Source organism: Aeromonas sp. FDAARGOS 1417 (genome assembly GCF_019046985.1).
Classification (GTDB): Bacteria; Pseudomonadota; Gammaproteobacteria; order Enterobacterales; family Aeromonadaceae; genus Aeromonas; species Aeromonas veronii.
In genome coordinates, this window is the sequence record NZ_CP077221.1 from 2,894,618 (window position 1) to 2,920,151 (window position 25,534).

The following is a 25,534-nucleotide window of genomic DNA, read 5'->3' on the forward strand; positions in this document are numbered from 1 at the left end:
GCAACTATCTAATTAGTATTTGCAGGTGTTATCGCTCATGTAGTCATGAACCTTGACCTTGCCAGCGATGATTTCAGCCTTGATGGCATCTACCTTGGCTTTCATTTCCGGGGTGATCAGCTTCTCGTTGTCCTTGTCGAGCGCCCAATCCACACCGCCTTCGGCCAGACCCAGGTTCTTGATACCCGGCTTCCACTCGCCTTTGGCAGCGTCATCCCAGGTCTGGTAAGCGGCCAGACCCACAGACTTGACCATGGAGGTCAGCATGGTGCCCGGTTGCAGGTGGTTCTGGTTGGAGTCCACACCGATAGCGAACTTGCCGCTGTCCTTGGCTGCCTGATAGACACCGATACCGGTACCGCCAGCTGCGGCGTAAACCACGTCAGCACCTTTGGCGAACTGGGACTTGGCCAGCTCGGCACCTTTCGCCGGGTCAGCAAACGCGGCCGGGGTAGAGCCCGCCATGTTCTGGAACACTTCGATCTTCGGATTGACGAACTTGGCACCCTGCTCGTAACCGCACTGGAATTTACGGATCAGCGGGATATCCATGCCGCCCACGAAGCCGACCTTGCCACTCTTGGAAGCGATGGCAGCCAGTGCGCCCACCAGGAAGGAACCTTCATGCTCCTTGAAGATGACGGACTGGACGTTCGGCTTGTCGACCACCATGTCGATGATGGTGAACTGGGTTTTCGGGAATTCGGTCGCAACCTTCTCTACCGCAGAACCCATGTTGAAACCGACCGCCACGATCGGGCCGTTGCCACGGCTGGCCAGACGACGCAGACCCTGCTCGCGCTGGGCTTCGTTCTGGGGTTCAAACTCTTTGACCTTGACGCCCTTGTCCTTGTTGTAGAGCTCGACGCCGTTACGGAACACGGCTTCGTTGAATGATTTGTCATACTTGCCCGCGGTGTCATAAATGACGGCTGGCTCGGAAGCAGCCTGAGCAGAGAGAGCAGCGAGAGTGAGGGAGGCCACGGTGGCCAGCTTGAGCACTTTAGTCACGATCGTATCCTTGATTGTTATTAAGTGAGGGAACTTGCTTGCCTGTCAGAGCAGGCTATCTAGCACGCAGGCTTACTCTAAGTCAGCCCCGATGCGGGTCAAGCAAATGATAAGGGAAAAACGTTTGCGTTAACGGTTTGAATTCTAAGCAAATAACCTTATAAGCAGTTGTTTTTTAGCTACTTTTCAGTTTTTTATGCTAACAACAAAAAGACCCAAACGACATTTCTCTTATTGTTCAGCAAGTTACTGTAAACCGTTTTCCCCTGTTATTCATCCAGCCCCCCGGCAAGCCCGTGATCCGGCTCGCAAAATCCCCACAAACCGCGCGAGCAAGAGTTGGCTACAGCTGGAAACGACCAACACTTACAGACCCTCTCTCTAATACTCTCCAGTCAACATTCCCTAACCAACAATCAGCCCCCGCTTCCACTTTGTTGAGCAAGCTCACAATTCATATGAACTCGAGATCCAGATCAAGTTGAAAACCATATGAGCCCCTGTATGATGCCCGCCGCATAGATCTCAAATGAAACTAACAAAAACATCAATTGGGCTTCTTTTGCATCAATTCATGCCACCCATTCTGACTTCCTCAGCCAGGTGCCGGTGACATATGCATCGTTGTTTCAGGAAAATAAAAATGAAAAAAAATATTCTGGCTTTATCGGTTGTGACGGCGTTATCCAGCTTGGCGCTGGCAGGTTGTGGCGGTGGTGGCGACGGTGCCAGCACAAATAATGGCAATAACAGTGGCAATGGTGGAAACGCCACCAAACCTGCGTTGACTGCCACCTTTATTGATAGTGCGGTAGCCGGTTTGAACTACACCTGCGGCAATTACTCGGACGTCACGAACTCGCAAGGTCAGTTCCTCTTTAATGACGGTGACACCTGTACCTTCAAACTGGGCTCAATCCCGCTTGGGGAAACTCAGGTTAAAAAGGGCCAGACCCTGGTAACCCCATACACCATCGCCGAGAAAGGTGACAAAGATCGCGCCATTCGTATTGCCGCCCTGCTGCAAACCATGGATGGCAATAACAACCCCGATGACGGGATTCAGCTGGTTAAGGAAGAGGTCGCCAAGCTGGGCAATACCCTACGCTTTGACAGCGATGACGCTTTTAATACAAGCCTGAATGAAGCCCTGAAAGCGGTGCAACCAGGCAAGACAGTGGTTGATACAGCAACCGCAGCAGCACATATGAATGCCTCGCTGGCAGTGATTAATGGTCAATCAGTTGCTGTAGATAAAGTCCTGCGAAACCTGCTCGAAGAAAGCCAAGATTGGCAAAAAACCAACGTTGAAAACAAACTGCGTGAATACAAGGATATCTTGAACGCAGAAACCGGCGATCAGGGCAAAGCCGATCGCGAGGTGGTCAAATCTGTCATTACCTTGATGGAAATCACCAATGACCCCATAGTCAGCAACCGCTTTGATATCCAGCCTCATTCGGCTCCTGGCCAGGGATACCAGACCTCACTGGCTAAAATTCTGGATATCATCGTCAATCCATCCGATATGATCACTTTTGCTATCAAGGAGCAGCCCACCCAGACCGAAGATATCTCTCGTCTGATGGGTAAATATGCGCTGGAGCTGGAAAGTATCAACAATACCTTGGCAAATATTGTCAAGCCTGATTATCTCGCAAAATATGGTGATAATGATAAGCTGACCCTGACTTTTGCTCAGGTTCAGGAACTCCGTGCAACTGCTCTGGCCATGTCATCGGCAATGAATGTGATCTCTGCATATCAATATGGTTCAGCTAGCCAGTTTAAAGTCACTCAAGAAAATGTCACCTTTGACAAGTTCAGCACAACATTTAGCTCAGCTACAGGTAACACTCGTAAAATTACTTTAGGTACTGAGACCGTTGATGCGGAATACCTGAACGCCAATATTCGCCCGGCCGAACTGCTTAAAGACAACAATTTCTTCAAATTCAATCAAAACTATGGTGCACTGCTAGCAAAAGCCAAGAAGCAGTTGCAACAAGCCATCCAGCTGACGCTCGCCACATCGTTGCCAGAGTCAGACTCTGATTTGAACCGGGAGATGCTGAAGGACCTGCAAAAACACCTCGCTGGCGAGAAGAGCACTGTTGAACTCAGTGACTATGTGCTGATCGATGATGAAGGTGAGTGGCTGGGCCAACATGTCGAGACCAAGTACACCGTCGACCTGAACAGCTACTTCTCGTACGGTATCGACCGCGATGCAGTAGACATTGGCGTAACTGAATATTGCAAATACAGAGGGGAGACGATTGGCGAATATGACGTTAATCTATCCAAAGCACTAGACACCGCCATGTGTCACCTGAGTGAGTCAGAGGTTAAATCTATCTATCAACAAATAGATGCCTACCACTCGAACTACCCATTTTATAGTCTTGGGACTCCAGATACTGGTGAAAATTATTGGACACAAAATTATGCCCAAGGTATCCCAATGCGCTGGTTTGCAGATATCCGAGCAAAACAGGGTGGGAATTTCGGCAAAGTATTCGTCTCTTGTAAAGCTCGTCTACCTGCAGCCGGCCAAGAGTGGCAAGAGAAACCGTGTGATTGGCTGCTCTCCAATAGCCTGTCTGAAGAATGATAAAAGTCGTTCTATTGATAGGTCTGTTCACCCCGATGGCTCACGCCATCGGGGTTATTTCGCAATATTCAGATTTGCGGCAGTCTTATTTTGATGCTGATGGAAAATTCAAATACCGCATTACTGTCGAGAAATACAGAGAAGACTTTTCTGCGATCAAATCCGCCAATTGGCTGAGTCTGATGTCAATTAGCCGTTTGCAGAGTCAGAGCGTTTCTCTTGGCCAAGGAACATTTGAAACTTTATCAACCAGTATTAGATTCACACATGGCACCTATAGTCGCGGTGACATTGTGTTATTCAATACCTATGGTTGTAACCCGTCGAACTGTTTCTCCAGCCATGAAGTCCGCATTCGCCCAAGCGACCTTCAATTGCAAGCCGGACGAACCATGTTGTTTGATACCGATGGTCACGCGTTTGCACACAAACGCAGCTATCAACTCTCCCTCCGCTAACGCAACAGGTTAGCCATTCCATTCACATGGCCGTATAATCCCCGCCTGTATAAATAAACAGGAGTGGTGATGGACGTTTCAACCCTGCTCGACGGGCTCAACGACAAGCAAAGAGATGCCGTTGCGGCGCCCCGCAGCAACCTGCTGGTGCTGGCCGGTGCCGGTTCGGGCAAGACCCGGGTGCTGGTGCACCGTATCGCCTGGCTGATGCAGGTGGAACGCTGTTCACCCTTCTCCATCATCGCGGTCACCTTTACCAACAAGGCGGCGGCCGAGATGCGCGGCCGGGTCGAAAAAGTGATCGGCGACGGCGTGCGCGGCATGTGGATCGGCACCTTCCACGGTATCGCCCACCGCCTGCTGCGGGCCCACCATCTGGATGCCGGCCTGCCGCAGGATTTCCAGATCCTCGACTCCGACGACCAGTACCGGCTGATCCGCCGGGTGCTCAAGGCGCTCAACCTCGACGAGAAGCACTGGGCCCCCCGCGCCGTGATGGGCTACATCAACGGCAAGAAGGATGAGGGCTTGCGCCCCGGCGACATCGACCTCTACGGCGACCCCGTCACCCGAACCTATCAGCAGATCTACAAGACCTATCAGGAGACCTGCGATCGCTCCGGTCTGGTGGACTTCGCCGAGCTGCTGCTGCGCGCCCACGAGCTGTGGCTCAACAAGCCGCACATCCTCGAGCACTACCGCGACCGCTTCCAGAACATCCTGGTGGACGAGTTTCAGGATACCAACGGCATCCAGTACGCCTGGCTGCGGATGCTGGCGGGCAACAGCGGCAAGGTGATGATCGTCGGTGACGATGATCAGTCCATCTACGGCTGGCGCGGCGCCAAGATCGAGAACATCCAGCGCTTCCTGACCGACTATCAGGGGGCCGAGACCATCCGCCTCGAGCAGAACTACCGCTCCACCGCCAATATCCTCAAAGCGGCCAACAGCGTCATCGCCAACAACGCCGAGCGCCTTGGCAAGGAGCTGTGGACCGAAGGGGCCGAGGGTGAGCCGATTTCGCTCTACGCCGCCTTCAACGAGGTGGACGAAGCGCGCTTCGTGGTCGGCCGCCTCAAGGATTGGAAGGAAAAGGGCGGCCTCCTGGCCGACTGCGCCATCCTCTATCGCTCCAACGCCCAGTCACGGGTGCTGGAAGAGGCGCTGATGCAGGACGCCATGCCCTACCGCATTTACGGCGGCCTGCGCTTCTTCGAGCGCCAGGAAATCAAGGACGCCATGGCCTACCTGCGGCTTATCAACAACCGTGGTGACGACGCCAGCTTCGAGCGGGTGGTCAACACCCCGACTCGCGGCATCGGCGATCGCACCCTCGAGATCCTGCGCGGCAACGCCCGCGATCAGGGGCTCAACCTGTGGCAATCGGCCAAGGCCCTGCTCAACGACAAGGTGCTGACCGGTCGCGCCGGCAATGCGGTGCGCGGCTTTGTGGATCTCATCGATGCGCTGGAGGAACAGGTCTCCCTGCTGCCCCTGCACCAGCAGGCGGACATCGCCATCCAGCACTCCGGCCTCAAGGCAATGTATCTGGCGGAAAAGGGCGAGAAATCCCAGGCGCGGGTAGAGAACCTCGACGAACTGGTCACCGCCTGCCGCCAGTACCAGCGCCCGGACGAGCTGGAAGATATGAGCGATCTCTCCGCCTTCCTCGCCCACGCGGCGCTGGAATCCGGCGAGAATCAGGCCGACGAATATGCCGACGCGGTGCAGCTTATGACATTGCACAGCGCCAAGGGCTTGGAGTTCCCGCTGGTGCTGCTGGTCGGCGTCGAAGAAGGCATGTTCCCCAGCCAGCAATCGACCGAGGAGTCTGGCCGACTGGAAGAGGAGCGCCGCCTCTGTTACGTCGGCATGACCCGCGCCATGGAGAAGCTCTACATCTGTTATGCGGAGAGCCGCCGCATCTATGGCCGCGAGATGTTCCACAAGCCGAGCCGCTTTATCCGCGAGATGCCCGCCGAGTGTCTGGAAGAGATCCGGCTGCGCACTCAGGTCAGCCGCCCCACCCAGTACGGCCGCTTTAGCCAGAACGAGGTGCAGCAGAGCTTCGACGCCAGCGGCATCAAGCTCGGCCAGCGGGTGCTCCATCCGAAATTCGGCGAAGGAATAGTGCTCAACTTCGAAGGGGTCGGCCAGCAGAGCCGGGTGCAGATCCAGTTCGACGACGTCGGCGCCAAGTGGCTGGTGACGGCCTATGCCAGATTGGAAGCGCTCTGATTTTTCCCGCCTTTAGATACAACCAACCCGGCTTAGGCCGGGTTGGTTTTTCTCTCTGTGATAAAGGCAGCATTAATTACGCGTTCGTCCGAATACGCTTCGCTATTCGAACCTACAGATCTTATTTCTCGGATACATAATGGACAGTACAACTAAACTGATAGATAACATGAAAGAAGATAGTGATCTTAATACAAAAAGAAAGCTATTGGTTATTGTCAGCATTTTATTAATGGCAATGAGTGTGAGTGGAGCCACTTTGCTTGAGGCGAATACATTTATATTTAAAGTTGGCTTTGCAAACTCAAAGGGTCTTGGTTATCTGTTGTTCCTTGGAGTTATTACGCTAACAATCAGGTATTATTCTGCGGCTTATCAATACCATGCGCAACTCTATGAGATGTGGGCCAATGACATGGTTCGTGATTATTATGTTTTTGGTTATTTATATGATGATCACTGGTTTAGTCCATGTGGATTGCTAAGTAATATCAGCATGTTTTCAAAGGGATTCGCTGAATCTCATGATGAGGACGAGAACATGCGCAATAAGTTTGTTTTTAAGTATGAAGTATCGGGAGTTTTTAGACGCACAGTGTCGTATACATGTGATTATGGTGAACATCTCTCGCTCGAGAGAGTATCTCTTAACACCTTTAAAGATGGGTGGAAATTCACGCATTTAGTACAATTACTAAAAATTGAATTAAGATTTCAATCTGCTGCCTTTTTCAGAAGGACTGAGCACTTGGAAATCATATTGCCTTATATAATTTCCGTGTTATCCCTACTTTCATTTATTTTTAAATCGAGTATCCAAGTATGGATGCAATAATTCAATTTTCAGAACCGTAGGTTCGATTAGCGAAGCGTAATCGGACGATCGCGTAAGACGTTCGCGTAATCGGTCGCTTACAACGGAGCAACCCTTTTAGAGGTCTACTCCAATCCCCCCCTGCACCCCATCCACCGACCCGCACCAATCCTGCGGATAGACGCCGCTCGTCACATAACGATGGAAGGTGGAATACGGCCAATCGACCACCCTCGTGACATGACCATGCTTGAGCGGATTGATATGGACGTAATCCATATGGCGGCGGTAATCCTGCTCATCCCGGATCAGATGTTCCCAATAATGGCGTTGCCAGATGCCCCGCTCCCCGTGACGTAACCGGGTCTGGCTGCGCCGCTCGTTCACTGGCAAGGTGCGGGAAAAGTGGCTTTTGATCAGCCGCCAACGCAGGGGGAAATCGCTGTCCCCCTCCGGCAAAGAGAGAATGCAGTGGAGATGGTCGGGCAACACCACCCATGCATGAATGGCGAAGGGGTGAGCCTGTTGCACCTTGGCAACGCTGTGGCGCAGCAGGTCAATCTGCTCCACCAGCAAGCGGTTGTTGCGCCGCTCCAGCAGGTTGACGGTGAAGAACCAGGTTCCTCCGGGCCACCATGCCCGCCGCCAGTTGGCCATCCCTTTCCCCTCATCGAGACCGAAAAGCCAAGCATAGTCTTGCCTCACGTCGATCTGCTTGCGGGCTGTGCTGGTGCGGATATTCCTGACGCGATCGTCCGATTACGCTTCGCTAATCGAACCTACAAATCCCTTTCACTTCGAGCCATTCCCGTTATCTCAAATCGGCCATTGCCCTCCCAGCGCCCCGCTGGCGGCCAAACGGGCGCTTGTGGCTTGCCGCCTGTCGGCATAAGACAAAGCGATGCCATTTTCGCAAAACCTATAAATTAAATTTATACCAACCGTTTTGGCTGCAACTCAAGGCTCGGGGCTGCCATCACAGGCGCCAACAAGGGGTTGGCCGATCGATCCATAGGGTGGTGAGAGGGGATGGGTTAGCGCGCGGATGATAGCGGCGGCCAGTGGGTGGCAAGCAATGCCCTCACCCCAGCCCTCTCCCACAGGGCGAGGGAGCAACATCGGCAAGATGGCGGGCAATGACTGACAGGCAGCATGCGGTGTGCAGCGGCAGAGAGAGTGGCCAAACGAGATTGCGGTAATAGAGGAAGGGAACTCAGAAACCCGGCCGTCAGGCGCGGCGGCCGGGTGAATTGTAAAGAGTAGGGTGACAGGGAAAGGGATCAGCCTAGTCTAATCAACTCGATGGGGGCGTAGCGCTCCCCGGAGTTTGCCAGCAGCACGCACTTCTCGTGCTCCGCCTGATAGGGAGTCATGTTGTCGATATAAGCCTCTTTCAGGAAGTCGACGGCGCCGGTGGCGGCAATCATGACGCGCTGACCCTGGTTCAGCACATTTCGGTTCCGGTCATAGATCTTCATTACACTCTCCTTTTCTTGTACCCGGGTGGGTGCTCCGGGCAGCGGGATCAGCCTACGCCTCTGAAAAAAGGTGATTTATGTCACAGATCAAAAAAGGGGCAGAGAGGGACTCATGGGGCGAAAAAGTCAGCGTTGCCGCAGCCAGTCCCTGCGTTGGCCCGGCTCGCTATCACTCGCGCGGATATCGCTCGCCACCCCGTCGTGCCAAGCTGAGGGGGACTGGGTGTGACGGCGCCACCGGAGGGGATGATGTCACTGCTGCAACTGCTCTACGACCTGCTCGACCTTGTCGATTTCATTACCGACTTCCCGCGCTTCTGGCGGGTCTATGTGGGGCTCCTCTGCACCCTTGGCGCCTGTGCGCTGGTTGCCAGCACCCGGGATTCGCCCGACGGGCTGGAGTTCGTGTTCGGCATCATTGTGGTGCTTGGCATCGGCCTGACCCTGCTCTGGCAGCGCGCCGCCCGCTGATCGCCACCTCCTGTCGTATCACAGACCCCTGCCCCGCGCTTTTGTGCGCGCCAGGCTCGAACCCGGCAGCGGTTGGGGTATATTGGTGGCCGATTAGCCAGTCTCATTCACCGTGGCCGCGCACGCTGGCCGCTGTTTCAACAAGATGGAGAGTGCTCATGAATCGCGATATCACCGCCCAGTTCATCAAGATGCTGACCAATCTGGATCACTGTCTGGCCAAGGCCGAGGCCCACGCCGCGGCGAAGCAGTTCAACGTGGATAACTTCTTCGGCGATCGGCTGATCGTCGATATGCTGCCTTTCAGCAAGCAGGTGCTGATCTGCTGCGATGCAGCCCGCAGCGTGGTCGCCACCGCCAGCCACAGCGAGCTGCCGGCCATGGGCGATGAGCCCAAAACCATCGCCGATCTGCGCGCCCATATCGGCAAGACCATCAGCTATCTGCAGGGCAAGCTGGACGCGGACTACAGCCAGTATGCCAGCGGCCGTTACGTGCCCCACTGGGCGGGCGGCAAGGGGATGGATGGCCATACCTGCGTCCATGAGTACGGCATTCCCAACTTCTACTTCCACCTCACCATGGCCTACGCCCTGCTGCGCCGCGCCGGGGTCGATCTCGGCAAGCGCGACTATCTGGGCGGGCTCGATATGCAATAAGGTCGCCCCGACCAGAATGAAGAGAGCCTGCCATCTGGCAGGCTCTTTTTGTTGCAAGCAGCTGGCGAGCGGGGTGAATGCCCGGCCCGCCACCGGCCATTAAGCGGGGATATCCGGTTCCACCAGCGCCACCAGCTGGGTCAGCGACTCCTGCCAGCCGAGATAGCACATCTCCAGCGGGATGGCGGCGGGGATCCCCTCCTGCACCACCGCCAGCTCGCTGCCGCAGCTCACCGTGGTCAGGATGATGGAGACATGGATCACCCCGGCGAGGCCGGGCTCATCGAAGCGATCGGTGTAGCGAATCCGCTCGCCCGGCACCAGTTCGAGGTATTCACCGCCGAAGGTCTGGTTATGGCCGCTGGCGAAGTTGGTGAAGGACATCCGGAACGAGCCGCCAACCCGGGCATCCAGATGCTCCACCTGACAGGTAAAACCGTGGGGCGGCAGCCATTTGGCCAGCGCCTGCGCCTCGGTAAAGGCCCGATAGACCCGCATCGGCGGCGCCTTGATGACGCGATGAAGTCGCACTGTTCCTGTTGTCATGTTCACCTCCTTGCTGGATTGAGTCCCAAAGGATAGTCGCCAGAGCGGGAAACGCCCCATCGGGCGGCCCTCCCCTGCGCTAGAAGGGGCCGTTGCTCTCGCGCAGCTTGTCGGGCAGGCCGTCGTGATCGCCCAGCTCGCGCGCGGGTACGTCGTCCCAGTGCAGCTTGCCGAGGGTGATATTGCGCTCGGGGTGGACGGCGTAGTGGATGCGGTTATCCTCCCGGTCGGTATCGCCGATGCAGAGCAGGCGGACAATCTCTTCGGTGTTGTTGATAAAGGCGTGGGCCAGCCCGTCACCGGCCTTGAAGCCGACCGAATCGCCCGGTTGCAGCCGATAGAGCACGCCATCGAGCCAGACATCGGGGATGCCTTCCAGCACGTGGACGAACTCGTCCTCGGTCTTTTCGGCGTGGGGCCAGCTGGTGCGATGGCCGGGCTCGACGATCTCGTGGTGGATGCCGATGCGGCTGAAGCCAAAGTGCTTGCCGAGGGCGCAACCGCGCGACAGGGGCTCCTGACTGCCGGAGTAGTAGCGCGGCTCCTGCTCTTGCAGCTCGCTCCAGTGTTTGATGCAGGGGTGGCGGTTCATAGTAGTTCCTTATGATGCTATGAGGGGCAGTTAGAAAGGGTCGTTGCGCTCGCGCAGCCGGTCAGGCAGCCCATCGTGAGCACCCAGCTCCCGCTCGGGCACGTCATCCCAATGGCGTGCACCAATCTGGCGGTTGTACGCGGGGTGCAGGGCATAGTGGATGCGGTTGTCGGCGCGATCCCGATCACCTACGCAGAGCAGTCGTACCGGCTCATCGGTATTGTTGATAAAGGTGTGGGCCAGCCCGTCACCGGCCTTGAAGCCAACCGAGTCGCCCGGTTGCAGCCGATAGAGCACGCCATCGAGCCAGACATCGGGGGTGCCTTCCAGCACGTGGACGAACTCGTCCTCGGTCTTTTCTGCGTGGGGCCAGCTGGTGCGGTGGCCGGGCGCCACCAGCTCGTGGTGAATACCGATGCGGCTGAAGCCAAAGTGCCTGCCCAGTGCGCTGCCGAGGGACATCTGTTCCTGACTACCGGGATAGCATCCCGGCTCCGGTTCTTGCAGTTCGCGCCAGTGTTTGATGTTGGGGTGACGGGTCATAGCGATTCCTTTTCTATGAGGGGGTGGTCACGGAAGGGTCATCCTAACTGCCAAAATGCGGGGGAGAAAAGCAGAAATCGGTCAGCTCGTTGCGCAGCGGATGGTATGGTGACGGACTCGGCAACGGGCTGATCACCCTGCTGACAAGGGCTGCGAGCCGTGGCGGCGGCCCGCCAGCGGGCCAAAAAAAGAGGGAGCCGCTGGCTCCCCTCTCGATGATGTCGGTGCTTACTTGCCGAGCTTACTTGCCAAGATTGTCGGCCAGCTGTTTGGCACGGTTGGCCGCCCACTGGTCGATCATCTTCTCCATCTCCTCGGCGGTGATGGGCGAATCCTTGTGGGTGGTATCCGGGGTCTCGCGGGCATCCATCACCCGCACCAGCAGCTTGCCGCTCTGGGAGTCGAGCAGCTGGGCCATGCTGCCCACCTTGAGCAGGTAGGGCTCCTTGCCGATCACTTCGCGGGTGACGTTGATGGCGATCTTGGCCGGCATCAGGTCACGTAGTTTCGGGTCGGGGCGGGTCAGGTCGAAGTTGGTGACGGCAGCCTGGATCCGCATCACTTTCGGGCCGGGGGCGGTGGCGATCTTGACGCCGTGCTTTATCAGTTCGCTCTGGAACTTGTCGTGGTAGTAGCGGCCAATCTGGTTCTGTTCGTTGGCGGTCAGCAGATACCACTGGCCATTCTCCTGCCGGATAAACTGCAGCGGATCGAGCAGCACCTCATTGTATTGGCGCAGGTCAACGCCCGGCTCCTTGTAGACACGCTGGTTGGGGTTGCTCTCGCTCGGCTGGAAGGCTGTCAACGGGATCGCCTGCAAGCTGTGGGATACCTGATTCTTGACGGCGCAGCCACCCAGCAGGGCCGCAGCCACGGCAACCATCACGACCTTTTTCATATTTGCTCCTGCATTTTACTGTTTGTTTTTGCTGTGGATTTCGCACCACATGGCTGGAGAACCCGTGCCGGATGCCGCCAATGTCACAGAGAAATAACCTATTCATCACCTTCCCACAAGGGACAGTTCAGGATTGTTCAGCTCACATCCAAGTTGTCACAATTGAGGCACTTTTGTACAGGGTCAGCCAGGGTATGAACGGCAATCTGGCGAGGGTTCGGTTGTTTAATCCGGCTAAATGGGGCTGCGCAAAGCGCTCAGTTTTTTCAAACGATGGGGGCCAGCGAGCGGCGTGAGTTGAACGGGGGAATGCCCTGGAACGGGCGATGACCGATCATCAGCCATCTTGCGCAAACTTGCCTGCCGCCGGAGAAGCGACAGGGCACTCCTCTTCAGTTATCCAGATCCCAGGGGCACTGCTTGACCAGCCCCTCTTTGCCGCTGGCGACGATCGCCTGCTGCACCATCCGTTTGTAGCGATTCTTGATATGGGCGGGCAACGCGGGCACCAACAGCCGCTCGTCAAACTCCGGCAGCGGGCGATCCGGCAGCACCGCCTGCTCCTGCGGGCTGAGGGGCGGCCGGGAGGCCATATTGCTGGCCGAGATGGTGGGCGTGCCCACCAGCATCTGGCGTTGCAGCGGCGCGCTCAGCAGAAAATCCACCAGCAGGTAGGCGGCCTTGAGCCGTGCGGGATCATCCCCGACATGGCGGGCGATGGAGATCGCATCGAGGGCATAGATGGCCCCCTCCTGCACCATGGCGATTCGCCACTGCTGCTCGTTCTGCTTGTTGCACTCCACCAGCTCCAGCCCCCAGGTGGTGGCAAAGGTCTGCTGGCGCAGATCCTCACAGCGGTTGGCCTGATTGAACCAAAAGCCGCGACTGGCTTGCAGCCGCTGCGAGAGCTGCTGCTCCACCTCTTGCTGCAAGGTCTTGTCGGCCAGCATCTCGCCGCTGGCAAACAGGGCGGGCGACTTGCCAAGGGAGAGCAGCACCGAAAAGAGCAGCGGCTCGAACTGGTCGCAGAACTCGGCAAACTGGTCCGGCGGCGAGCTGTTGGCGAGCACCTGCCAACTGGTGGGCGCTTGCGGCACCTGCTTGCTGTCATAGGCGAGGCTGAACATGGCGTAGGAGAAGGGCACCGAGTAGTTGCGCTCCCCCTGCTTGTCATACTCGGTGTTCTTGAGGGCGGGCTTCATCTCGGCGTAGTGCTGCAGGCGACGGAAATCGATGGGGAGCAGCAGCTTGAACAGCGGCTGGTGATGGGCCTTGTAGAAGTAGCTGGTCGGCAGCACCACATCGGCGCTGCGGGTGCGCAGGGCGCGGTAGACGCTGTCGAAATCGGTCAGCAGCGGCTCGATCCGGCTGACCGTCGCTTCCACCCCATGGGCTTTAGCGTAGTCGGCAAACTGTTGTTCATAACCCGCTGGCAGATAGCCCCACTCCAGCAATTTGAGCTGAACCGGGGCCGCCAGCGCCGGGGTCATCCCCAACAACCAGCAAAGAGGCAGTAGACGCATGGCCGGGTACTCCTGACAGGTAAACCTTGTTGGAGTATAGGCCCATGCGCCCACTCGTCAGGCCACCAGCTCGGCTCCCATGCTCGCCAGAATGGAGAGGCTGACCACCGCAAACAGCACGCCGGTCACCAGATTGAGCGGTCGCTGCACCCGCAGCAGCAGGCGCTGGGCACGATCGGTGGAGAGGCTCCACGCCAGCAGCCCGAACCAGCAGAGGGAAATGATGAAGAGCTCGCCCACCAGCAGGCTGCGGGTCATTCCGTCCACCTCTGGCGTCACCATGGCGGCCAGCAGACCGATAAAGAACACCAGCGCCTTGGGGTTAAGCAGGTTGGTGGCAAGGCCAGTGCGCACGCCCCTGCCCCAGCCGCGCAGCTCGTTGGCGGCGCTGGCCATCAGGGTGCTGCTCTGCTGGCGAGCCGCCATCAGGGCACCCCACCCCAACCAGCCCAGATAGAGGGCACCGCAGCACTTGATCACCATAAACAGCAGCGGATGGCTGGCAATCAGCATGCTGATCCCGGTCAGACTCAGGGTGGCGTGCACCATGATCGCCAGCGAGATGCCCAGCGCCGCGCCAAGAGCGGTCGGCCGGTGCAGGCTGGTGCGCAGGATCAGGGCGAAATCGGGGCCGGGGCTGGCCAGTGCAATCAGGTGCATCAGGCCGAGGGTAACGAACAGACTGGTCAGCATAACAACTCTCGCTTTAACGACGGAGAGCCAGCATGGCGGATCAGCGGGGGGCGCGGCTTGTAAAAGATTGCATCTGGGCACGAAATTCGGCGGGTGTCAGACCGAATGCCTGGCGAAAGCCGTGGTGGAAGTGACTCTGATCGAAGAAACCGACCGCCAGCGCCACCTCGCTCACCGCCATCCCGCTCGCCAGCAGCCGTTTGCCCTGCTCCAGCCGCAGCCGTTTCAGCCAGGCGTAGGGGGTCATGCCGCTGCGCTTCTTGAACTGGCGCAGGAAGGCGAAGCGGTCGAGCCCAAGCAGCCCCGCCAGCTCTTCCAGCGAGTGGGGCTCGTCGAGGGCGGCCATCAGGTAGTCGCGCAGGAATCGCAACTGGGGATCGGCAAGCTGGTGTACCTCGGGGGCCAGATGCAGCAGCTCCCCCAGCAGGGCGAGCAGCTGGCTCTCGATCAGCAGGCCATCGGCCTTGGGGTTGTCGAGATAGCCGTGCAGCTGGGCAAAGCTCTGATAGAGGTCGGGGCGGCTCTGCAATCCCTTGTCGAAGAAGGGTTCCGGCTGCTCCGGCAGCCAGAGCGCCAGCTGCTGGGGATCGATGGCGAAGACCCGCACCTCGTACCCTTCCGGCAGCAGGCTGAGGCCGTCGTGCACCTCGTCCGGGTTAACGGTAGAGAGCACCCCGCGCACCAGATGGTGGCTGTTTCCCTTGTGGATAAACTTCTGGCCACCCCGCTGCACCAGCCCGATATGGTAGTCGAGATGGACATGGCGGCCGTAGCTGAACGCCCTGTGGTGGGAGTGTGACAGCTCGACCCCCGGCAGGTGCGGGGATTGCCAGTAGCGGATGAGGGAATCGGTGGTATTCATGGGTTATAGATACACCAGAAGCGGGCCTTGGACTTGTAGATTATTGCACGCAACCCCCTCTCAACGCCCCCACAGCCGAGGGGTTGGCTCCACCAGCGAGGCGAGCGGCACCCGCTCCACCATCTGACGCATATGTTGCACCAGCTCGGGATTGCCATCCCCCAACGACTTGTTCAACACGATATGCACCTGCAGCGGGGTGACCGGCAGGTAGATGAGGCGGGTCGCCGCAGGGAGCTTGGCACGAAAATGGTTGGCGGAAATATCGTTGGAGAAGAGTGCGGCATCAATCCGCCCGCGCAGCAACTTCTGCATGTTGCCATGCTCCCAGCTGAGCTGGGATAGGGTGTCGATGTGGATCTGCGGATGCTGCAACAGCGGCGGCACGATCGCCTGACTCGACCAGCCGATAGTCGTGCCGAAGAGATCTTCCTGCCGTTCGACCGAGTGAAGCCGCGATGGCACCAGTACCACCAGCACCGGCCGCAGCAGCAACAGGTGGGGGTCGATATAGCGGAAGTGACGGGCACGCTCGGGGCTGTAACTCAGCAATGGGGTCAGATCGCACTCGCCGCTCTCGAGGTTGCTGAGCAGCCGCGCCACATTGAGCCCCTGCCACTCGATGGTGCGCCCGATCGCAGGTTCGATATGACGGCGAAAGTAGTCTATCACCGGCCCGGAGACCTTGCCCTGCTGATCGATGGTGACCAGCGGCGCTAGCTGAAAGACGCATCCCCGCAGTGGCGCGTTGATCGCCACAGCCTGGCTGATGGTCATAAGAGGGAGAAGAAGTGCCGATAGCAGTAATACCAAACGCGTGCCCGAACGAGAGATGCCCATAAGTGCCGACCCGATGCCCTGATAGTCATCAGCATGGCACAAGGCAAATGAGCGGGCTATCCGCTCCCGCCGCGCTTCGGCCTCTTGCCCCCCCTACTCCCATGACCAATGGGCCCCCGTTTTATTGAAGTGAAAATCAATAATTCCGCGGCTTTGATGGATTTTGGTCTCTTGAGATATAGTGCGGCCCCATTCATCAAACCGGCGGGTGAGCGCCCAGCCGGACAGGTAAATTCATGAGACTGTTTTTGCTGTTGTTGTCGTTGTTTGCCACGACCGTAAATTCTGATGAAAAGCCGCGCCTGCCCTATTACGACTGGGGTCGCTGCCCGTTTGAAGGTTGCACCTATCAGACATGGACCACCAAGCAAGAGGTGATCGTCAGAGCCGAGCCATCCCTGACGGCCAAAGCGCTGTTCCGGCTACCCCGCGGCCAACAGGTGGAAGGACTGACCGGGGTTGTCATTACCGAACAACCGGGGATCGTCGAAATACTCAGATCGGTCAAGCTGGGCTACAGCAAAGAGGGCAAAGGGCCGCTGTTGAATATGAAGGCAGGGGAAACGCTTTATATCCTTGGCGGACTGGGCGAAGGCAATAGCCTGTTCTGGTACAAGGGCAAAACCTACATTCTCGATTATGACTATGCGCGCAAAGAGATCAGATACGGCCGGTCACCGCAGAACCAGTGGTGGGTAAAAATTCGGGACAAGCAGGGACGTGAGGGTTGGGTTGCCGAAGCCAAAAACTTCGCCCATATGGACCGTTTCGAATAGTGATAGCCAGCCCCCCGAGATCGGGCCTGGCCGTGAATGACTCACTGCTTGGGTTGCAGCTTCATCTCTTGCAGATATTCCAGCACCTGGGTTTTGTAGTCCGCCTGATAAGAGAACTTGGTGCTGTCGCACGCCGCGATCAGGTTCACCGCGCTGCAGAACAGGGTGGCCGCCAGCAGCCCCTTGCCAAGCCACTGCGGATAACGACGGCTCCAACGCACCAGCAGCAGCAGGATCGGGAACAGGGCGTAGGGGAAGATCAGCATCAGGTGCCAGTAGTTGAAGATGATGGGCGAGAGCGCCGCACTCACCAGCACCGCCAGCACCGCCGCCAGCGCATAGAGGCCGAGCCAGCTCTCGCCATCCACTGGCACGCGATCACTACGCAACAGACGCGGCTTGAGTTCACGCCACAGCTGCCAGTTGGCCTTGGCCGCCAGCAATACGGTCGCCGAGCCTACCCCGTAAATCACCACCCGCCACAGCCAGACTGCCGCCATCTGCAGGTATTCGTGCCCCGCCAACCAGATGAACTGGGTATCGTTGACCAGCTTGCTGGCAAACAGCCAGGAGCCGTAACGCAGCCAGTAGAGCACTGATTTCAACACCGGATAGACATGCACCAGCCCCCAGCCGATATAGCGCTGGCGCGCCTCGGGATCGACGTTCTGGGTAATATGGCTGTTGCTCATCACTTCCATGGCGTAGGGGATCAGGGAAGCACCGATCAGCAGGGTAGCGACCACCACCCCGCTCCAGCTCACCTTGAGAATGCGGCGCCAGAACAGATAGGTGGACATTACCGCCAGCAGCGGCCAGGAGTAGTGCAGCTGCATCGCCATGCCGATGGCCAGCAGGTGAACGATCATGTGCCAGAAGGAGGCCCGCTCGCGCATATGCCAGGCAGACCAGCAGTGCATGGCCGAGAAAAGGAACAGATAAGAGGGGTTGTAGAGCAGACTCTCGTACTGGAACCAGGGGTTGAGCCAGCAGAGCACCAGAAACAGCAGACGCACCCTGTCATCAAACACCTGACGGATCACTGCATCAAACAGCAGGAAGCCGACCAACCGCATCACCAGCAGCAACACCATGGGGGCATAGGGAGAATCCCACAGCAGCAGCGGCCCGCCAATCAGCCAGGCCGACAAGCTCCCCGGCACATTGCCCACCGCACTCGCCGCATTGCCATAGCTGAGCCAGACCCCCTCATAGGCCCCAAGGTAGCCCTTATAGAGCATCTGGGTCTGGTCGCCGGTGAGGAGTTGGTGATCGGAAAACAACCAGGAAAGCAGCAGCCCGGCAAATATACAGGCCGCGAATAATGCGTTATGGTATCGCCCACTAAGACCAATCATTGATCCATACCTATTGAAAAAATTGCTAACGACTTTAACAGTTGCCACCTGATTTTGCTCGTTTACGATTCACATTTTTAGTAGATTTACCAGTCAGTTATGAGACCCGCGGAGCAGTTATGACCCCACCAGTTAAAAAGTTTTTATTCATTGTTGAAGACTTGTATGGTGGTGGTGCGGAAAAGGTTTTGCTCAATACCGCATCATTGCTAAAAGATGCCGGTGCAGATGTAACCTTGTTTACCTTGCGGGAAAAAATAGATCATACGTTGCCCGACAATATTCATCCTATCGACCTTGGCATTGTCACAAAACTGACCAAAGCCATATCCAATATTGCGGTTGAAAAAATACAAGCATCGCTGATCCTGAAAAGAATCAAAGAGATTTCACCTGACGTCATCATCTCATGCTCATGTGATAAAATTACCAGACACCTGCCTGATACATTGAATATCTATTACTGGATCCACGGAAATGTCACCGGCTTTGCCAAAAACAACGCCAAAGGATATGGAAAATTCAAGCGCTTCTATAATGGCAAGAAACTGATCTGCGTATCTCGTGGCATCGCGGACGACATTTTACAAAATGTAAAAGCCACACCAAAATCGTGTCAGGTTATATACAATCCGTTTGATATCGAGAAAATTCAGGCGTTGGCTAATGTGCCTTTCAGCAAGCCATTCGACAAGTATTTTATCCATGTCGGCACCTTCGAAGAGCGGAAACGCCATGATCGTCTCTTGCAGGCATATCAGCTAAGCGGCGTTGACACACCACTCGTCCTGATGGGAAAAGGGGAGCGGCGTCCTCACATTGAGGCCATGATCGAGGAGATGAACCTTGCCAACAAGGTGAAAATCATCGATTTTCAGAAGAATCCCTATCCCTATATCAGGGCTGCCCAAGCACTTATCCTGACATCGGATGCTGAAGGATTGCCAACAGTACTTATTGAAGCACTTATCTGCCATACCCCGGTGATCAGCGTGGATTGCCCGTCTGGGCCGGCAGAGATATTGACGAAACCACTCGATAAATTTCTAATCCCGATGGAAGATATCAGTGAACTGGCCATGGCAATTACAAGTGTTGATCGAATAAGAATTTCCATTGATTCAAACTGTTATCAACCATTTTCTAGTGAAAGTGTGACCGAGCAGTTTATATCTTTATGAGAAAGAGTTGGGGAAAACCCCAACTCTCTATAGATAATCAGCCACCCATTTGTTAAATACTGTTTTAAATTCAGCAACGTTTATAAAATTTACGTCTTGTTGTGCAGACCTGGTTTCTGCGTAGATAACACTTGCGCGAGGATTATTTGGATGCCACTCCACATTTTCTGGCATCCCGAAATTATCATTGTAAATACCAAGAACAGGTTTATTCAAACCTGTTGCAATATGCACTGTTGCAGTATCCACAGAGACCATACCGGCACAATGCCTTGTCTGTGCAAAGAGGGCAGCCAGAGATGGTTTTTCATGATCACTAACAACCCTGGTTGGGTCACAAACATGAGATAAAACTCGTTCAACGTCCCTTTCACGCCCAGGTGGATACAAGAGACAAATGTTGTAATTTGATGAATCAAGCATCGTGTTAATTAACGCTATACTTTTCTCAACACTGAAACAACGGGATGTCCCACTGCCATATGGATTGAAACACAACGTTTTATTACTTGGCCACCAAGAGCCAACCCGATCCTCAGCATCCTGACACGAAGGCACTATATAACTGGTATCAGGGTTAGCAATCCCCATATGCTCCAGCAGCACCTTAAATTTCTTAGCGAAGTGCATTCCTGCTGTTTTTTGGCCCAGCTTGATATTAATACAGTCAAGCTCATCATCGACCCCTGCTACATTTTTGCTCCCAACTTTGGAGATGAAATAAAGGTCTTTCATCTTCATCTTTTGGCTAAAATGCACAAGATAATCCACATCCCCAATTTCATTGGCTAATTTTTTGAGCTCCATATAGCCAGCCCTCTTGGGTATTTCAAAGACGTAATCAAAGTTAAAAAAGTCTCTAAACAATGGTGCCATTTCAGAGCTGGTAATGACATAAACTTTCCGCTCCGGAAATTTACTTTTAATCTCCCTTGCTACCCAGGAAGAGACGATTGCATCACCAAGCTTAGCATCCCACCTAACAAAAACAGTGGCACCATGTGATGACGATCTCACTGATGAATGACGATCAAAAAGTAAAATACCCAGCTTGCGGCGAAGTGTATCTCTCCACAACTGCAAAGTTCTAATCACAACTATTACCTTAATTACTTTATATGTTGACCATAATTACGATCATCAATCGTCGTATCAAAATACCCCACATCTAAGCAACATGGTTCAATACCTGACGCATTAAGTGCATTTAATTGAAGCCGTCCCGTCAAGTAATCAGATGGCATTCTTACAGGATAGGCACATTTCAATAATTTTCGCGCACCAGCCAGATTTAATATATATCCGGCTGTCGATATAATTCCTCTATTTGATTTTTTACTCGGTCGAAGATAACGGGATAAGCGATAACCCTCTGGTAATTTCCTAGCCCAAGGCCACTGCTTTGCTTTTCCATGATGAATAAATATAATTTCTGAAGATGATTTTTTTATCGCCCCCTCCACAACATTCTTGAAATGCATGTGAAGATGAATATCATCCTCTAATATGATAGCCCTATCTATATTTTTTTTTACCATCATTTCATAGAGTCTGATATGACTCAATGCACAACCCACCTCACCCAAGCTTAAGGAATGCCCACAAAAGACCTTAGCCAGCTTCAGATCGACCTTAGAGAGATCGTTATCATTCAGTAACTTTCCATCTACCGCATCAAAAAAAGTAAAAGACAATCCTAAACGAGCCATTTGTTTCTCAATAGCTTCACGCCGCTCATGGCTTCGCAACAAACTGATGACAAAAATTGGAATCATCGAGTACCTCTAATATCATTTGGACCACAAAGCCATATGAACAACAGCCCCAGCGCATATAGTAACAATGTATTTTGATGCTCAAATGGAACATCACTCACACTGCCGATGGCAAAGGAAAGTGGTAACAATACACCAACCGAACTCACACCCCAACATTTTACCGCCCACCACATGGGCCATCCCAAGAATAGTAGAAGTGCCACGCCCCCAACCGTCCCACGAATGATCAAGTTTTGCATATATTGATTGTGAGAATGGGCCAACACAGGATTGAGTAATAAAGGAGAGCTAACACCGGATGCAACCAGTGATTTTTTTATGGCATCAAACCCATCAGTTCCCACCCCAAGAATGGGTGAGGTTAGAAAGCCTTGCCATGCTCCCTGCCATGCAACTAGGCGTAGCCCCCAAGAGGTATCATACTGCCCCTTCTCTGCGTTACTGAGATCGGAGATACTAGCCTGAACTCGTTCTTGCAACACAGAACTCTGGTGGTAAAAAGCAGTTCCGCTGCCCAATATCAGAAGCAAAAAAACAATATATTTTAGTGGTTTTTTTATTGCCTTAACAATCACCATCAAGCCAATAATTGTCATAAATGCCAGCCAAACACCACGGCTCTGCGAAGCATAGAGGCTGTAGAGCGCCATCAAGACAGATAACAATGCACACCCTTTCTCCCACCCAAGCAGAGACTTTTCTCTATGTATCCCCCAAGCCAGTAGTGCTATCACCAAGCTTGCTTGTGAAAATAGTATTGCATTGGTAAATCCCTCAACCCTATAGACACCCTGAGACTGTTGCCACAAACTGATACAGCCCATTCCTACTCCACCCAGCATGATGGCGTATCGACTAACTTTTAGAACGATTTCTTTTCTCGGTACCAAGAGGCCGAATAAGGCAACATAGCCAAGACTGCGCATAACTCCATACTGATCACCATGAATAAGACGGTTTATTTGAATAAAAGCAGCATACCCAAGAAAGAGCCATAGAATGCGACGATCATGTAGCCCTACATCCCTGCTCTTACAAATGACCAGATTCACAATGCCAGCCAAAATAGAGATAACCAACATATTGGAAAGGATTGTCTTGCCGTTAGGTAGTAAAAAAAGCCCACAAAATGTAAATGCCAAGGTCAAGGAAAAAAGTGCTGTGGTCAGACGATCAATCCTGACCTGTAAGACTGAAGACATTGATTACTTCCTGAATACATAATTTCCGCGAATTTTTCGCCATAACCCAAACACATCTGTGCGGGGAAAGATGGCGATCCGGCGGATCTGGAAAGGGTCCTGGTGCATTGCTTTGGGGCCGCTATTGGTAGCGACGGCAAAACGATACCCGGCGGTGATAGCCTGCTCCTTGGCACTCTCGTTCATATCTCCGTAAGGGTAGGCAAACGAGAGCAACGGATGGCCAAGCAGGGCCTCCAGTTGGCGTTTATTCTCCTGAATTTCATGGGCTTGTTGTTCGGGTGTGAGCTTGCTCAAGCGGGGATGGGTCAGGGTATGACCACCAATTTCCACATGACCGCTGGCGGCCAACGCCTTGACCTGCTCATCACTCATCAATGAAACCTTGGTGTCCGGATTGGTCGGATGCTCCACATCCCAACGGTTATAGCCTTCACCGGTAACCACGTACACCACGGCTTTGTAACCATATTTTTCCAGCAGCGGCAGCATGCGGGTCAAGTTGTCCTGATAGCCGTCATCGGCGGTGATCATCAGGTACTTCTTGCCGTATTGCAGACGGTGGATAAAGCCTTTGTCCGCCAGATCGCCGAACGTCAGGGTTTCGTAGCCGAGCCACTTCATCAGGCGTAGGTGCTTTTCGAACATGGCGATCGGCATCCAGGTACCGTGCACTCCTTTCTCGCAATCCTGCTCGATAAAGCGGTGGTACATGATGACGGGCATCTCCCGGTGCAAGGTTTCGACTACGGCATCCTGATAGATGGTTTCGAGGCCGGATACTACCCCCTGCAAGCCATACTCATCCTGAATGCGCTGCCGAATGACTTCCGGCACCGTATTGCTGGCCAAGGCGGTCTCGATTTCTCCCTTCAGGGCAGCAAAATCGATAGCCAGATCCTTGGGGCCGATATCGCCAAAATTACTCGCCAGCGCCTCGTCCAGATTTCGTTCCGTCACCAGACCAATGGCCCTGGCTTCACCAATGGCAAAGGCGGGCCGACCGCAGAGCAGTGCTTCCATCGCTACCCGACCGGCGCCGATCACCAGATCGCAACTCGCCAGCAGAGCGGGCACATCCTCGACATAACCGACAAACTCGGCGCGTCCTGCGAAACGGGCAAAGCGCTCAGGCACTTTGGTACCGCTGACAATCCGCACCCGACAGGTATCCAGGTCGAGCACTTCCTCGAGCAGACGGTAACAGAGCTCCCCCTTGGGGCCGCTCAGGCGCCCGATGATGGCAATCACCGGCTTTGGGTTGTCCGGCACAGGCACAGGCTGGAATTTGTCGGTTTCGATACCGTTGCGCAGCACCTGCACGATCGCAGGATCGACCCCCAGATTGTCGACAATCTGATGGGCAATATCCTCACAAACAGCAACAGCCCTCAGCCCAAGGGCATGGAACGCCTTGCGCGAAGCGTGCACCGGCTGGCGACCATGAACCGTGGTGATCATCGGGGTGCCAGTCAGCTTGCAGGCCACATAACTACTCCAGCCGGAGGCGCGGGAGTGAGCATGCACCAACTGAATATGATGCTTCTTGATGAGATAGATGAGGTAAAAGACGTGCCAGAAGCGGCGCAGAATGCTGCGCTTGTTGAATCTCAGCTTGAAGACGGGGCCAAGCGTCGGCTTGGTCAGGGTATCTGACACATAAAAGACGTTGTGACCACGCCGTGTCAGTTCGTTACCGACCGTGGTGGCATAGACCTCGGCGCCCGTGACTTCGAGCTGGGAGAGTGCCATCAATATATTCACCCTACACCTCCGTTAACAAGACTCGAATGAAGGGTGCAACTGGAAGGATGTTTGCTCCCCCCATCTAATAATTGCTCGATCTGCCTCATACTCTCCCCAAGATTGAAAATCTTGGCTCGTTCCTTCGATAAGGAACTATATGTTGATAGCATTTCTTTATTTTCAATCATTTTTCGTATTGCCAATGCAAGCGCATTTGCATCCCCGACAGGAACGAGAACACCATATTTCCCGCCATCGAGAGCTTCATTAGGTCCAGTACAATTTGTTGATACAATGGCCTTCCCCAACGCCATTGCTTCTACGAGTACAACTGGGTAACCCTCATAATGTGAGGACATAACGAATAGATCGCCATCAGCAAGATATGGATATGGATTTTCCTTGAATCCAAGTAATTTAGTACTATCACCAATATTATTAATATTGATAAATGACTCTAACCCAGCTCTATCATCACCTTCTCCCAAAATTGTAAGGTGATATTTAACCCCTGCATCAATATTTATTTTATGAGCAGCCAGCAAGATGTCGAATCCTTTTTGGGCATTGCATAGCCGTCCAATAGCAATAACTTTTATTTGCCCCTCACTCGTAATAGGCTCACGACTTTTCCTCATTATGCCTTCTATATCAACAGGATTATACACCACTTGAGTATATGGTTCCACTTCAGGATACAATTTCAATAATGCATTCTGTGCACCTTTAGAGACACAGACAATGTTATCCATTTTTTTATAAACGGTACGCTCAATTTTTCTGGAAAGAATTTGATGGTACAACAAGTCTATATGGACCCATGCCATCTTTCGAACAACAGAGTTCAGGTGCGATAACAACAGAGAGCTATTACCTTCCAAAAATGCGATACCAACATCATATCGTTCATTAAATACGACATTTGCTAACCATTTGCTATTTAGAACGAAATTCCACCAGCGTTTTTTAATAGAGAAAAGAATTCTACGCTGAAACAACCCCGATGGTTCGGTCGGCAACAGAAATTCTACTTTTACATTTTTCGGAACTTGAGATAAATATACACCCTCACACCTTAATAACAGCAGCGTAATAGCGTATTTACTAAAATCCAAACGCTTAAGCGTTTCAACAAGGACCTTTTCGGCGCCTCCTCCGCCCAATGTTTCCATTATAAATAAAACTTTTTTCTTCATGCTAACCACATAGGAAATAATGAAAAAGCCGCCTCATTGGCGGCCATTCCGCAA

General features: G+C 54.2%; 25 protein-coding genes. 8 read left to right on the plus strand and 17 right to left on the minus strand.

Translation table 11 applies throughout. The annotated features are described in order from the left end of the window. Positions 1-12: 12 nt before the first annotated feature. Positions 13-1,011, minus strand: coding sequence for a BMP family protein (locus I6L47_RS13305; RefSeq protein ID WP_005340803.1), 999 nt, complete (start codon positions 1,009-1,011; stop codon positions 13-15). Positions 1,012-1,654: 643 nt separating this feature from the next. On the opposite strand from I6L47_RS13305, the gene I6L47_RS13310 reads away from it, so the two are divergent. The 4 genes from I6L47_RS13310 to I6L47_RS13325 all read left to right on the plus strand — a co-directional run bounded on the left by I6L47_RS13310 (position 1,655) and on the right by I6L47_RS13325 (position 7,159). After that, positions 1,655-3,625: a hypothetical protein gene (locus I6L47_RS13310; protein WP_216947591.1), complete on the plus strand. Its 1,971-nt coding sequence runs from the start codon at positions 1,655-1,657 to the stop codon at positions 3,623-3,625. A 35-nt stretch (positions 3,626-3,660) separates the two neighbouring features. Further along, on the plus strand, positions 3,661-4,083 hold the full coding sequence (locus I6L47_RS13315) for a hypothetical protein (protein WP_167571523.1): 423 nt from the start codon (positions 3,661-3,663) through the stop codon (positions 4,081-4,083). A gap of 69 nt (positions 4,084-4,152) precedes the next feature. Beyond that, a complete protein-coding gene (gene uvrD / locus I6L47_RS13320; protein WP_216947592.1) occupies positions 4,153-6,324 on the plus strand; it encodes a DNA helicase II in 2,172 nt (723 codons plus the stop codon). 169 nt (positions 6,325-6,493) lie between these two features. After that, a complete protein-coding gene (locus tag I6L47_RS13325) occupies positions 6,494-7,159 on the plus strand; it encodes a hypothetical protein (protein ID WP_216947593.1) in 666 nt (221 codons plus the stop codon). Between the two features lie 96 nt (positions 7,160-7,255). Here I6L47_RS13325 and I6L47_RS13330 read toward each other — a convergent pair whose 3' ends face one another. Together I6L47_RS13330 and ydfZ are read right to left on the minus strand one after the other, a co-directional pair. Then, the gene (locus I6L47_RS13330) at positions 7,256-7,795 is read right to left on the minus strand and encodes a transposase (protein WP_216949357.1); all 540 of its coding nucleotides are present in this window, start codon (positions 7,793-7,795) and stop codon (positions 7,256-7,258) included. 623 nt (positions 7,796-8,418) lie between these two features. Then, complete coding sequence (gene ydfZ, locus I6L47_RS13335) at positions 8,419-8,616, minus strand: putative selenium delivery protein YdfZ (protein ID WP_216947594.1); 198 nt, start codon at positions 8,614-8,616, stop codon at positions 8,419-8,421. Between the two features lie 246 nt (positions 8,617-8,862). On the opposite strand from ydfZ, the gene I6L47_RS13340 reads away from it, so the two are divergent. Both I6L47_RS13340 and I6L47_RS13345 read left to right on the plus strand, forming a co-directional pair. After that, on the plus strand, positions 8,863-9,087 hold the full coding sequence (locus I6L47_RS13340; RefSeq protein WP_216947595.1) for a hypothetical protein: 225 nt from the start codon (positions 8,863-8,865) through the stop codon (positions 9,085-9,087). 158 nt (positions 9,088-9,245) lie between these two features. Beyond that, positions 9,246-9,746, plus strand: coding sequence for a DUF1993 domain-containing protein (locus tag I6L47_RS13345; protein WP_216947596.1), 501 nt, complete (start codon positions 9,246-9,248; stop codon positions 9,744-9,746). 99 nt (positions 9,747-9,845) lie between these two features. Here I6L47_RS13345 and I6L47_RS13350 read toward each other — a convergent pair whose 3' ends face one another. The 8 genes from I6L47_RS13350 to I6L47_RS13385 form a co-directional block, all read right to left on the minus strand. Further along, positions 9,846-10,292, minus strand: coding sequence for an SRPBCC family protein (locus I6L47_RS13350; protein ID WP_216947597.1), 447 nt, complete (start codon positions 10,290-10,292; stop codon positions 9,846-9,848). Positions 10,293-10,371: 79 nt separating this feature from the next. Beyond that, positions 10,372-10,884, minus strand: a complete 513-nt coding sequence (locus tag I6L47_RS13355; protein WP_216947598.1) for a cupin domain-containing protein — start codon at positions 10,882-10,884, stop codon at positions 10,372-10,374. Between the two features lie 30 nt (positions 10,885-10,914). Beyond that, positions 10,915-11,427, minus strand: a complete 513-nt coding sequence (locus tag I6L47_RS13360; RefSeq protein ID WP_216947599.1) for a cupin domain-containing protein — start codon at positions 11,425-11,427, stop codon at positions 10,915-10,917. Between the two features lie 241 nt (positions 11,428-11,668). Beyond that, positions 11,669-12,325 (minus strand): DUF3313 domain-containing protein, encoded by a 657-nt coding sequence (locus I6L47_RS13365; protein WP_216947600.1) that lies wholly within the window; start codon positions 12,323-12,325, stop codon positions 11,669-11,671. Positions 12,326-12,717: 392 nt separating this feature from the next. After that, entirely contained in the window at positions 12,718-13,848 is a 1,131-nt protein-coding gene (locus I6L47_RS13370) for a PotD/PotF family extracellular solute-binding protein (protein WP_216947601.1), read from the minus strand. Positions 13,849-13,905: 57 nt separating this feature from the next. Beyond that, on the minus strand, positions 13,906-14,541 hold the full coding sequence (locus I6L47_RS13375) for a LysE family translocator (RefSeq protein ID WP_100652235.1): 636 nt from the start codon (positions 14,539-14,541) through the stop codon (positions 13,906-13,908). Between the two features lie 40 nt (positions 14,542-14,581). Then, the gene (locus I6L47_RS13380; protein ID WP_216947602.1) at positions 14,582-15,403 is read right to left on the minus strand and encodes an AraC family transcriptional regulator; all 822 of its coding nucleotides are present in this window, start codon (positions 15,401-15,403) and stop codon (positions 14,582-14,584) included. Positions 15,404-15,463: 60 nt separating this feature from the next. Next, complete coding sequence (locus I6L47_RS13385; protein ID WP_216947603.1) at positions 15,464-16,180, minus strand: ABC transporter substrate-binding protein; 717 nt, start codon at positions 16,178-16,180, stop codon at positions 15,464-15,466. A gap of 299 nt (positions 16,181-16,479) precedes the next feature. Here I6L47_RS13385 and I6L47_RS13390 point away from each other — a divergent pair, with 299 nt between their 5' ends. Continuing rightward, complete coding sequence (locus tag I6L47_RS13390; protein WP_216947604.1) at positions 16,480-17,019, plus strand: hypothetical protein; 540 nt, start codon at positions 16,480-16,482, stop codon at positions 17,017-17,019. 41 nt (positions 17,020-17,060) lie between these two features. On the opposite strand, the gene I6L47_RS13395 is transcribed toward I6L47_RS13390, so the two are convergent. After that, complete coding sequence (locus tag I6L47_RS13395; protein ID WP_216949358.1) at positions 17,061-18,260, minus strand: 3-deoxy-D-manno-octulosonic acid transferase; 1,200 nt, start codon at positions 18,258-18,260, stop codon at positions 17,061-17,063. A gap of 236 nt (positions 18,261-18,496) precedes the next feature. On the opposite strand from I6L47_RS13395, the gene I6L47_RS13400 reads away from it, so the two are divergent. Beyond that, positions 18,497-19,558 carry a glycosyltransferase gene (locus I6L47_RS13400; protein WP_216947605.1) on the plus strand — a complete coding sequence of 354 codons (1,062 nt, stop codon included), beginning with the start codon at positions 18,497-18,499 and terminating at the stop codon, positions 19,556-19,558. Between the two features lie 27 nt (positions 19,559-19,585). On the opposite strand, the gene I6L47_RS13405 is transcribed toward I6L47_RS13400, so the two are convergent. Genes I6L47_RS13405 through I6L47_RS13425 form a run of 5 tightly spaced genes read right to left on the minus strand, consistent with a single transcriptional unit; the run spans position 19,586 to position 25,480 of the window. Further along, positions 19,586-20,653: a glycosyltransferase family 9 protein gene (locus I6L47_RS13405; RefSeq protein ID WP_254204742.1), complete on the minus strand. Its 1,068-nt coding sequence runs from the start codon at positions 20,651-20,653 to the stop codon at positions 19,586-19,588. A 14-nt stretch (positions 20,654-20,667) separates the two neighbouring features. Continuing rightward, complete coding sequence (locus I6L47_RS13410; protein WP_216947606.1) at positions 20,668-21,333, minus strand: glycosyltransferase family 25 protein; 666 nt, start codon at positions 21,331-21,333, stop codon at positions 20,668-20,670. Beyond that, positions 21,330-22,538 carry an O-antigen ligase gene (locus I6L47_RS13415; protein ID WP_216947607.1) on the minus strand — a complete coding sequence of 403 codons (1,209 nt, stop codon included), beginning with the start codon at positions 22,536-22,538 and terminating at the stop codon, positions 21,330-21,332. Before I6L47_RS13415 ends, I6L47_RS13410 begins: the two co-directional genes overlap by 4 nt. Before the next feature lie 3 nt (positions 22,539-22,541). Continuing rightward, on the minus strand, positions 22,542-24,302 hold the full coding sequence (locus I6L47_RS13420) for a polysaccharide deacetylase family protein (RefSeq protein WP_216947608.1): 1,761 nt from the start codon (positions 24,300-24,302) through the stop codon (positions 22,542-22,544). Continuing rightward, positions 24,299-25,480, minus strand: coding sequence for a glycosyltransferase (locus tag I6L47_RS13425; protein WP_216947609.1), 1,182 nt, complete (start codon positions 25,478-25,480; stop codon positions 24,299-24,301). Before I6L47_RS13425 ends, I6L47_RS13420 begins: the two co-directional genes overlap by 4 nt. Between the last annotated feature and the right edge of the window lie 54 nt (positions 25,481-25,534).

Coding starts and splice junctions, on each gene's coding strand:
- I6L47_RS13310 (WP_216947591.1), top strand. CDS start 1,655: ATGAAAAAAAATATTCTGGCTTTATCGGTTGTGACGGCGTTATCCAGC.
- I6L47_RS13315 (WP_167571523.1), top strand. CDS start 3,661: ATGGCTCACGCCATCGGGGTTATTTCGCAATATTCAGATTTGCGGCAG.
- uvrD (WP_216947592.1), top strand. CDS start 4,153: ATGGACGTTTCAACCCTGCTCGACGGGCTCAACGACAAGCAAAGAGAT.
- I6L47_RS13325 (WP_216947593.1), top strand. CDS start 6,494: ATGAAAGAAGATAGTGATCTTAATACAAAAAGAAAGCTATTGGTTATT.
- I6L47_RS13330 (WP_216949357.1), bottom strand. CDS start 7,795: ATGGCCAACTGGCGGCGGGCATGGTGGCCCGGAGGAACCTGGTTCTTC.
- ydfZ (WP_216947594.1), bottom strand. CDS start 8,616: ATGAAGATCTATGACCGGAACCGAAATGTGCTGAACCAGGGTCAGCGC.
- I6L47_RS13340 (WP_216947595.1), top strand. CDS start 8,863: ATGATGTCACTGCTGCAACTGCTCTACGACCTGCTCGACCTTGTCGAT.
- I6L47_RS13345 (WP_216947596.1), top strand. CDS start 9,246: ATGAATCGCGATATCACCGCCCAGTTCATCAAGATGCTGACCAATCTG.
- I6L47_RS13350 (WP_216947597.1), bottom strand. CDS start 10,292: ATGACAACAGGAACAGTGCGACTTCATCGCGTCATCAAGGCGCCGCCG.
- I6L47_RS13355 (WP_216947598.1), bottom strand. CDS start 10,884: ATGAACCGCCACCCCTGCATCAAACACTGGAGCGAGCTGCAAGAGCAG.
- I6L47_RS13360 (WP_216947599.1), bottom strand. CDS start 11,427: ATGACCCGTCACCCCAACATCAAACACTGGCGCGAACTGCAAGAACCG.
- I6L47_RS13365 (WP_216947600.1), bottom strand. CDS start 12,325: ATGAAAAAGGTCGTGATGGTTGCCGTGGCTGCGGCCCTGCTGGGTGGC.
- I6L47_RS13370 (WP_216947601.1), bottom strand. CDS start 13,848: ATGCGTCTACTGCCTCTTTGCTGGTTGTTGGGGATGACCCCGGCGCTG.
- I6L47_RS13375 (WP_100652235.1), bottom strand. CDS start 14,541: ATGCTGACCAGTCTGTTCGTTACCCTCGGCCTGATGCACCTGATTGCA.
- I6L47_RS13380 (WP_216947602.1), bottom strand. CDS start 15,403: ATGAATACCACCGATTCCCTCATCCGCTACTGGCAATCCCCGCACCTG.
- I6L47_RS13385 (WP_216947603.1), bottom strand. CDS start 16,180: ATGACCATCAGCCAGGCTGTGGCGATCAACGCGCCACTGCGGGGATGC.
- I6L47_RS13390 (WP_216947604.1), top strand. CDS start 16,480: ATGAGACTGTTTTTGCTGTTGTTGTCGTTGTTTGCCACGACCGTAAAT.
- I6L47_RS13395 (WP_216949358.1), bottom strand. CDS start 18,260: ATGCTCTATAAGGGCTACCTTGGGGCCTATGAGGGGGTCTGGCTCAGC.
- I6L47_RS13400 (WP_216947605.1), top strand. CDS start 18,497: ATGACCCCACCAGTTAAAAAGTTTTTATTCATTGTTGAAGACTTGTAT.
- I6L47_RS13410 (WP_216947606.1), bottom strand. CDS start 21,333: ATGATTCCAATTTTTGTCATCAGTTTGTTGCGAAGCCATGAGCGGCGT.
- I6L47_RS13415 (WP_216947607.1), bottom strand. CDS start 22,538: ATGTCTTCAGTCTTACAGGTCAGGATTGATCGTCTGACCACAGCACTT.
- I6L47_RS13425 (WP_216947609.1), bottom strand. CDS start 25,480: ATGAAGAAAAAAGTTTTATTTATAATGGAAACATTGGGCGGAGGAGGC.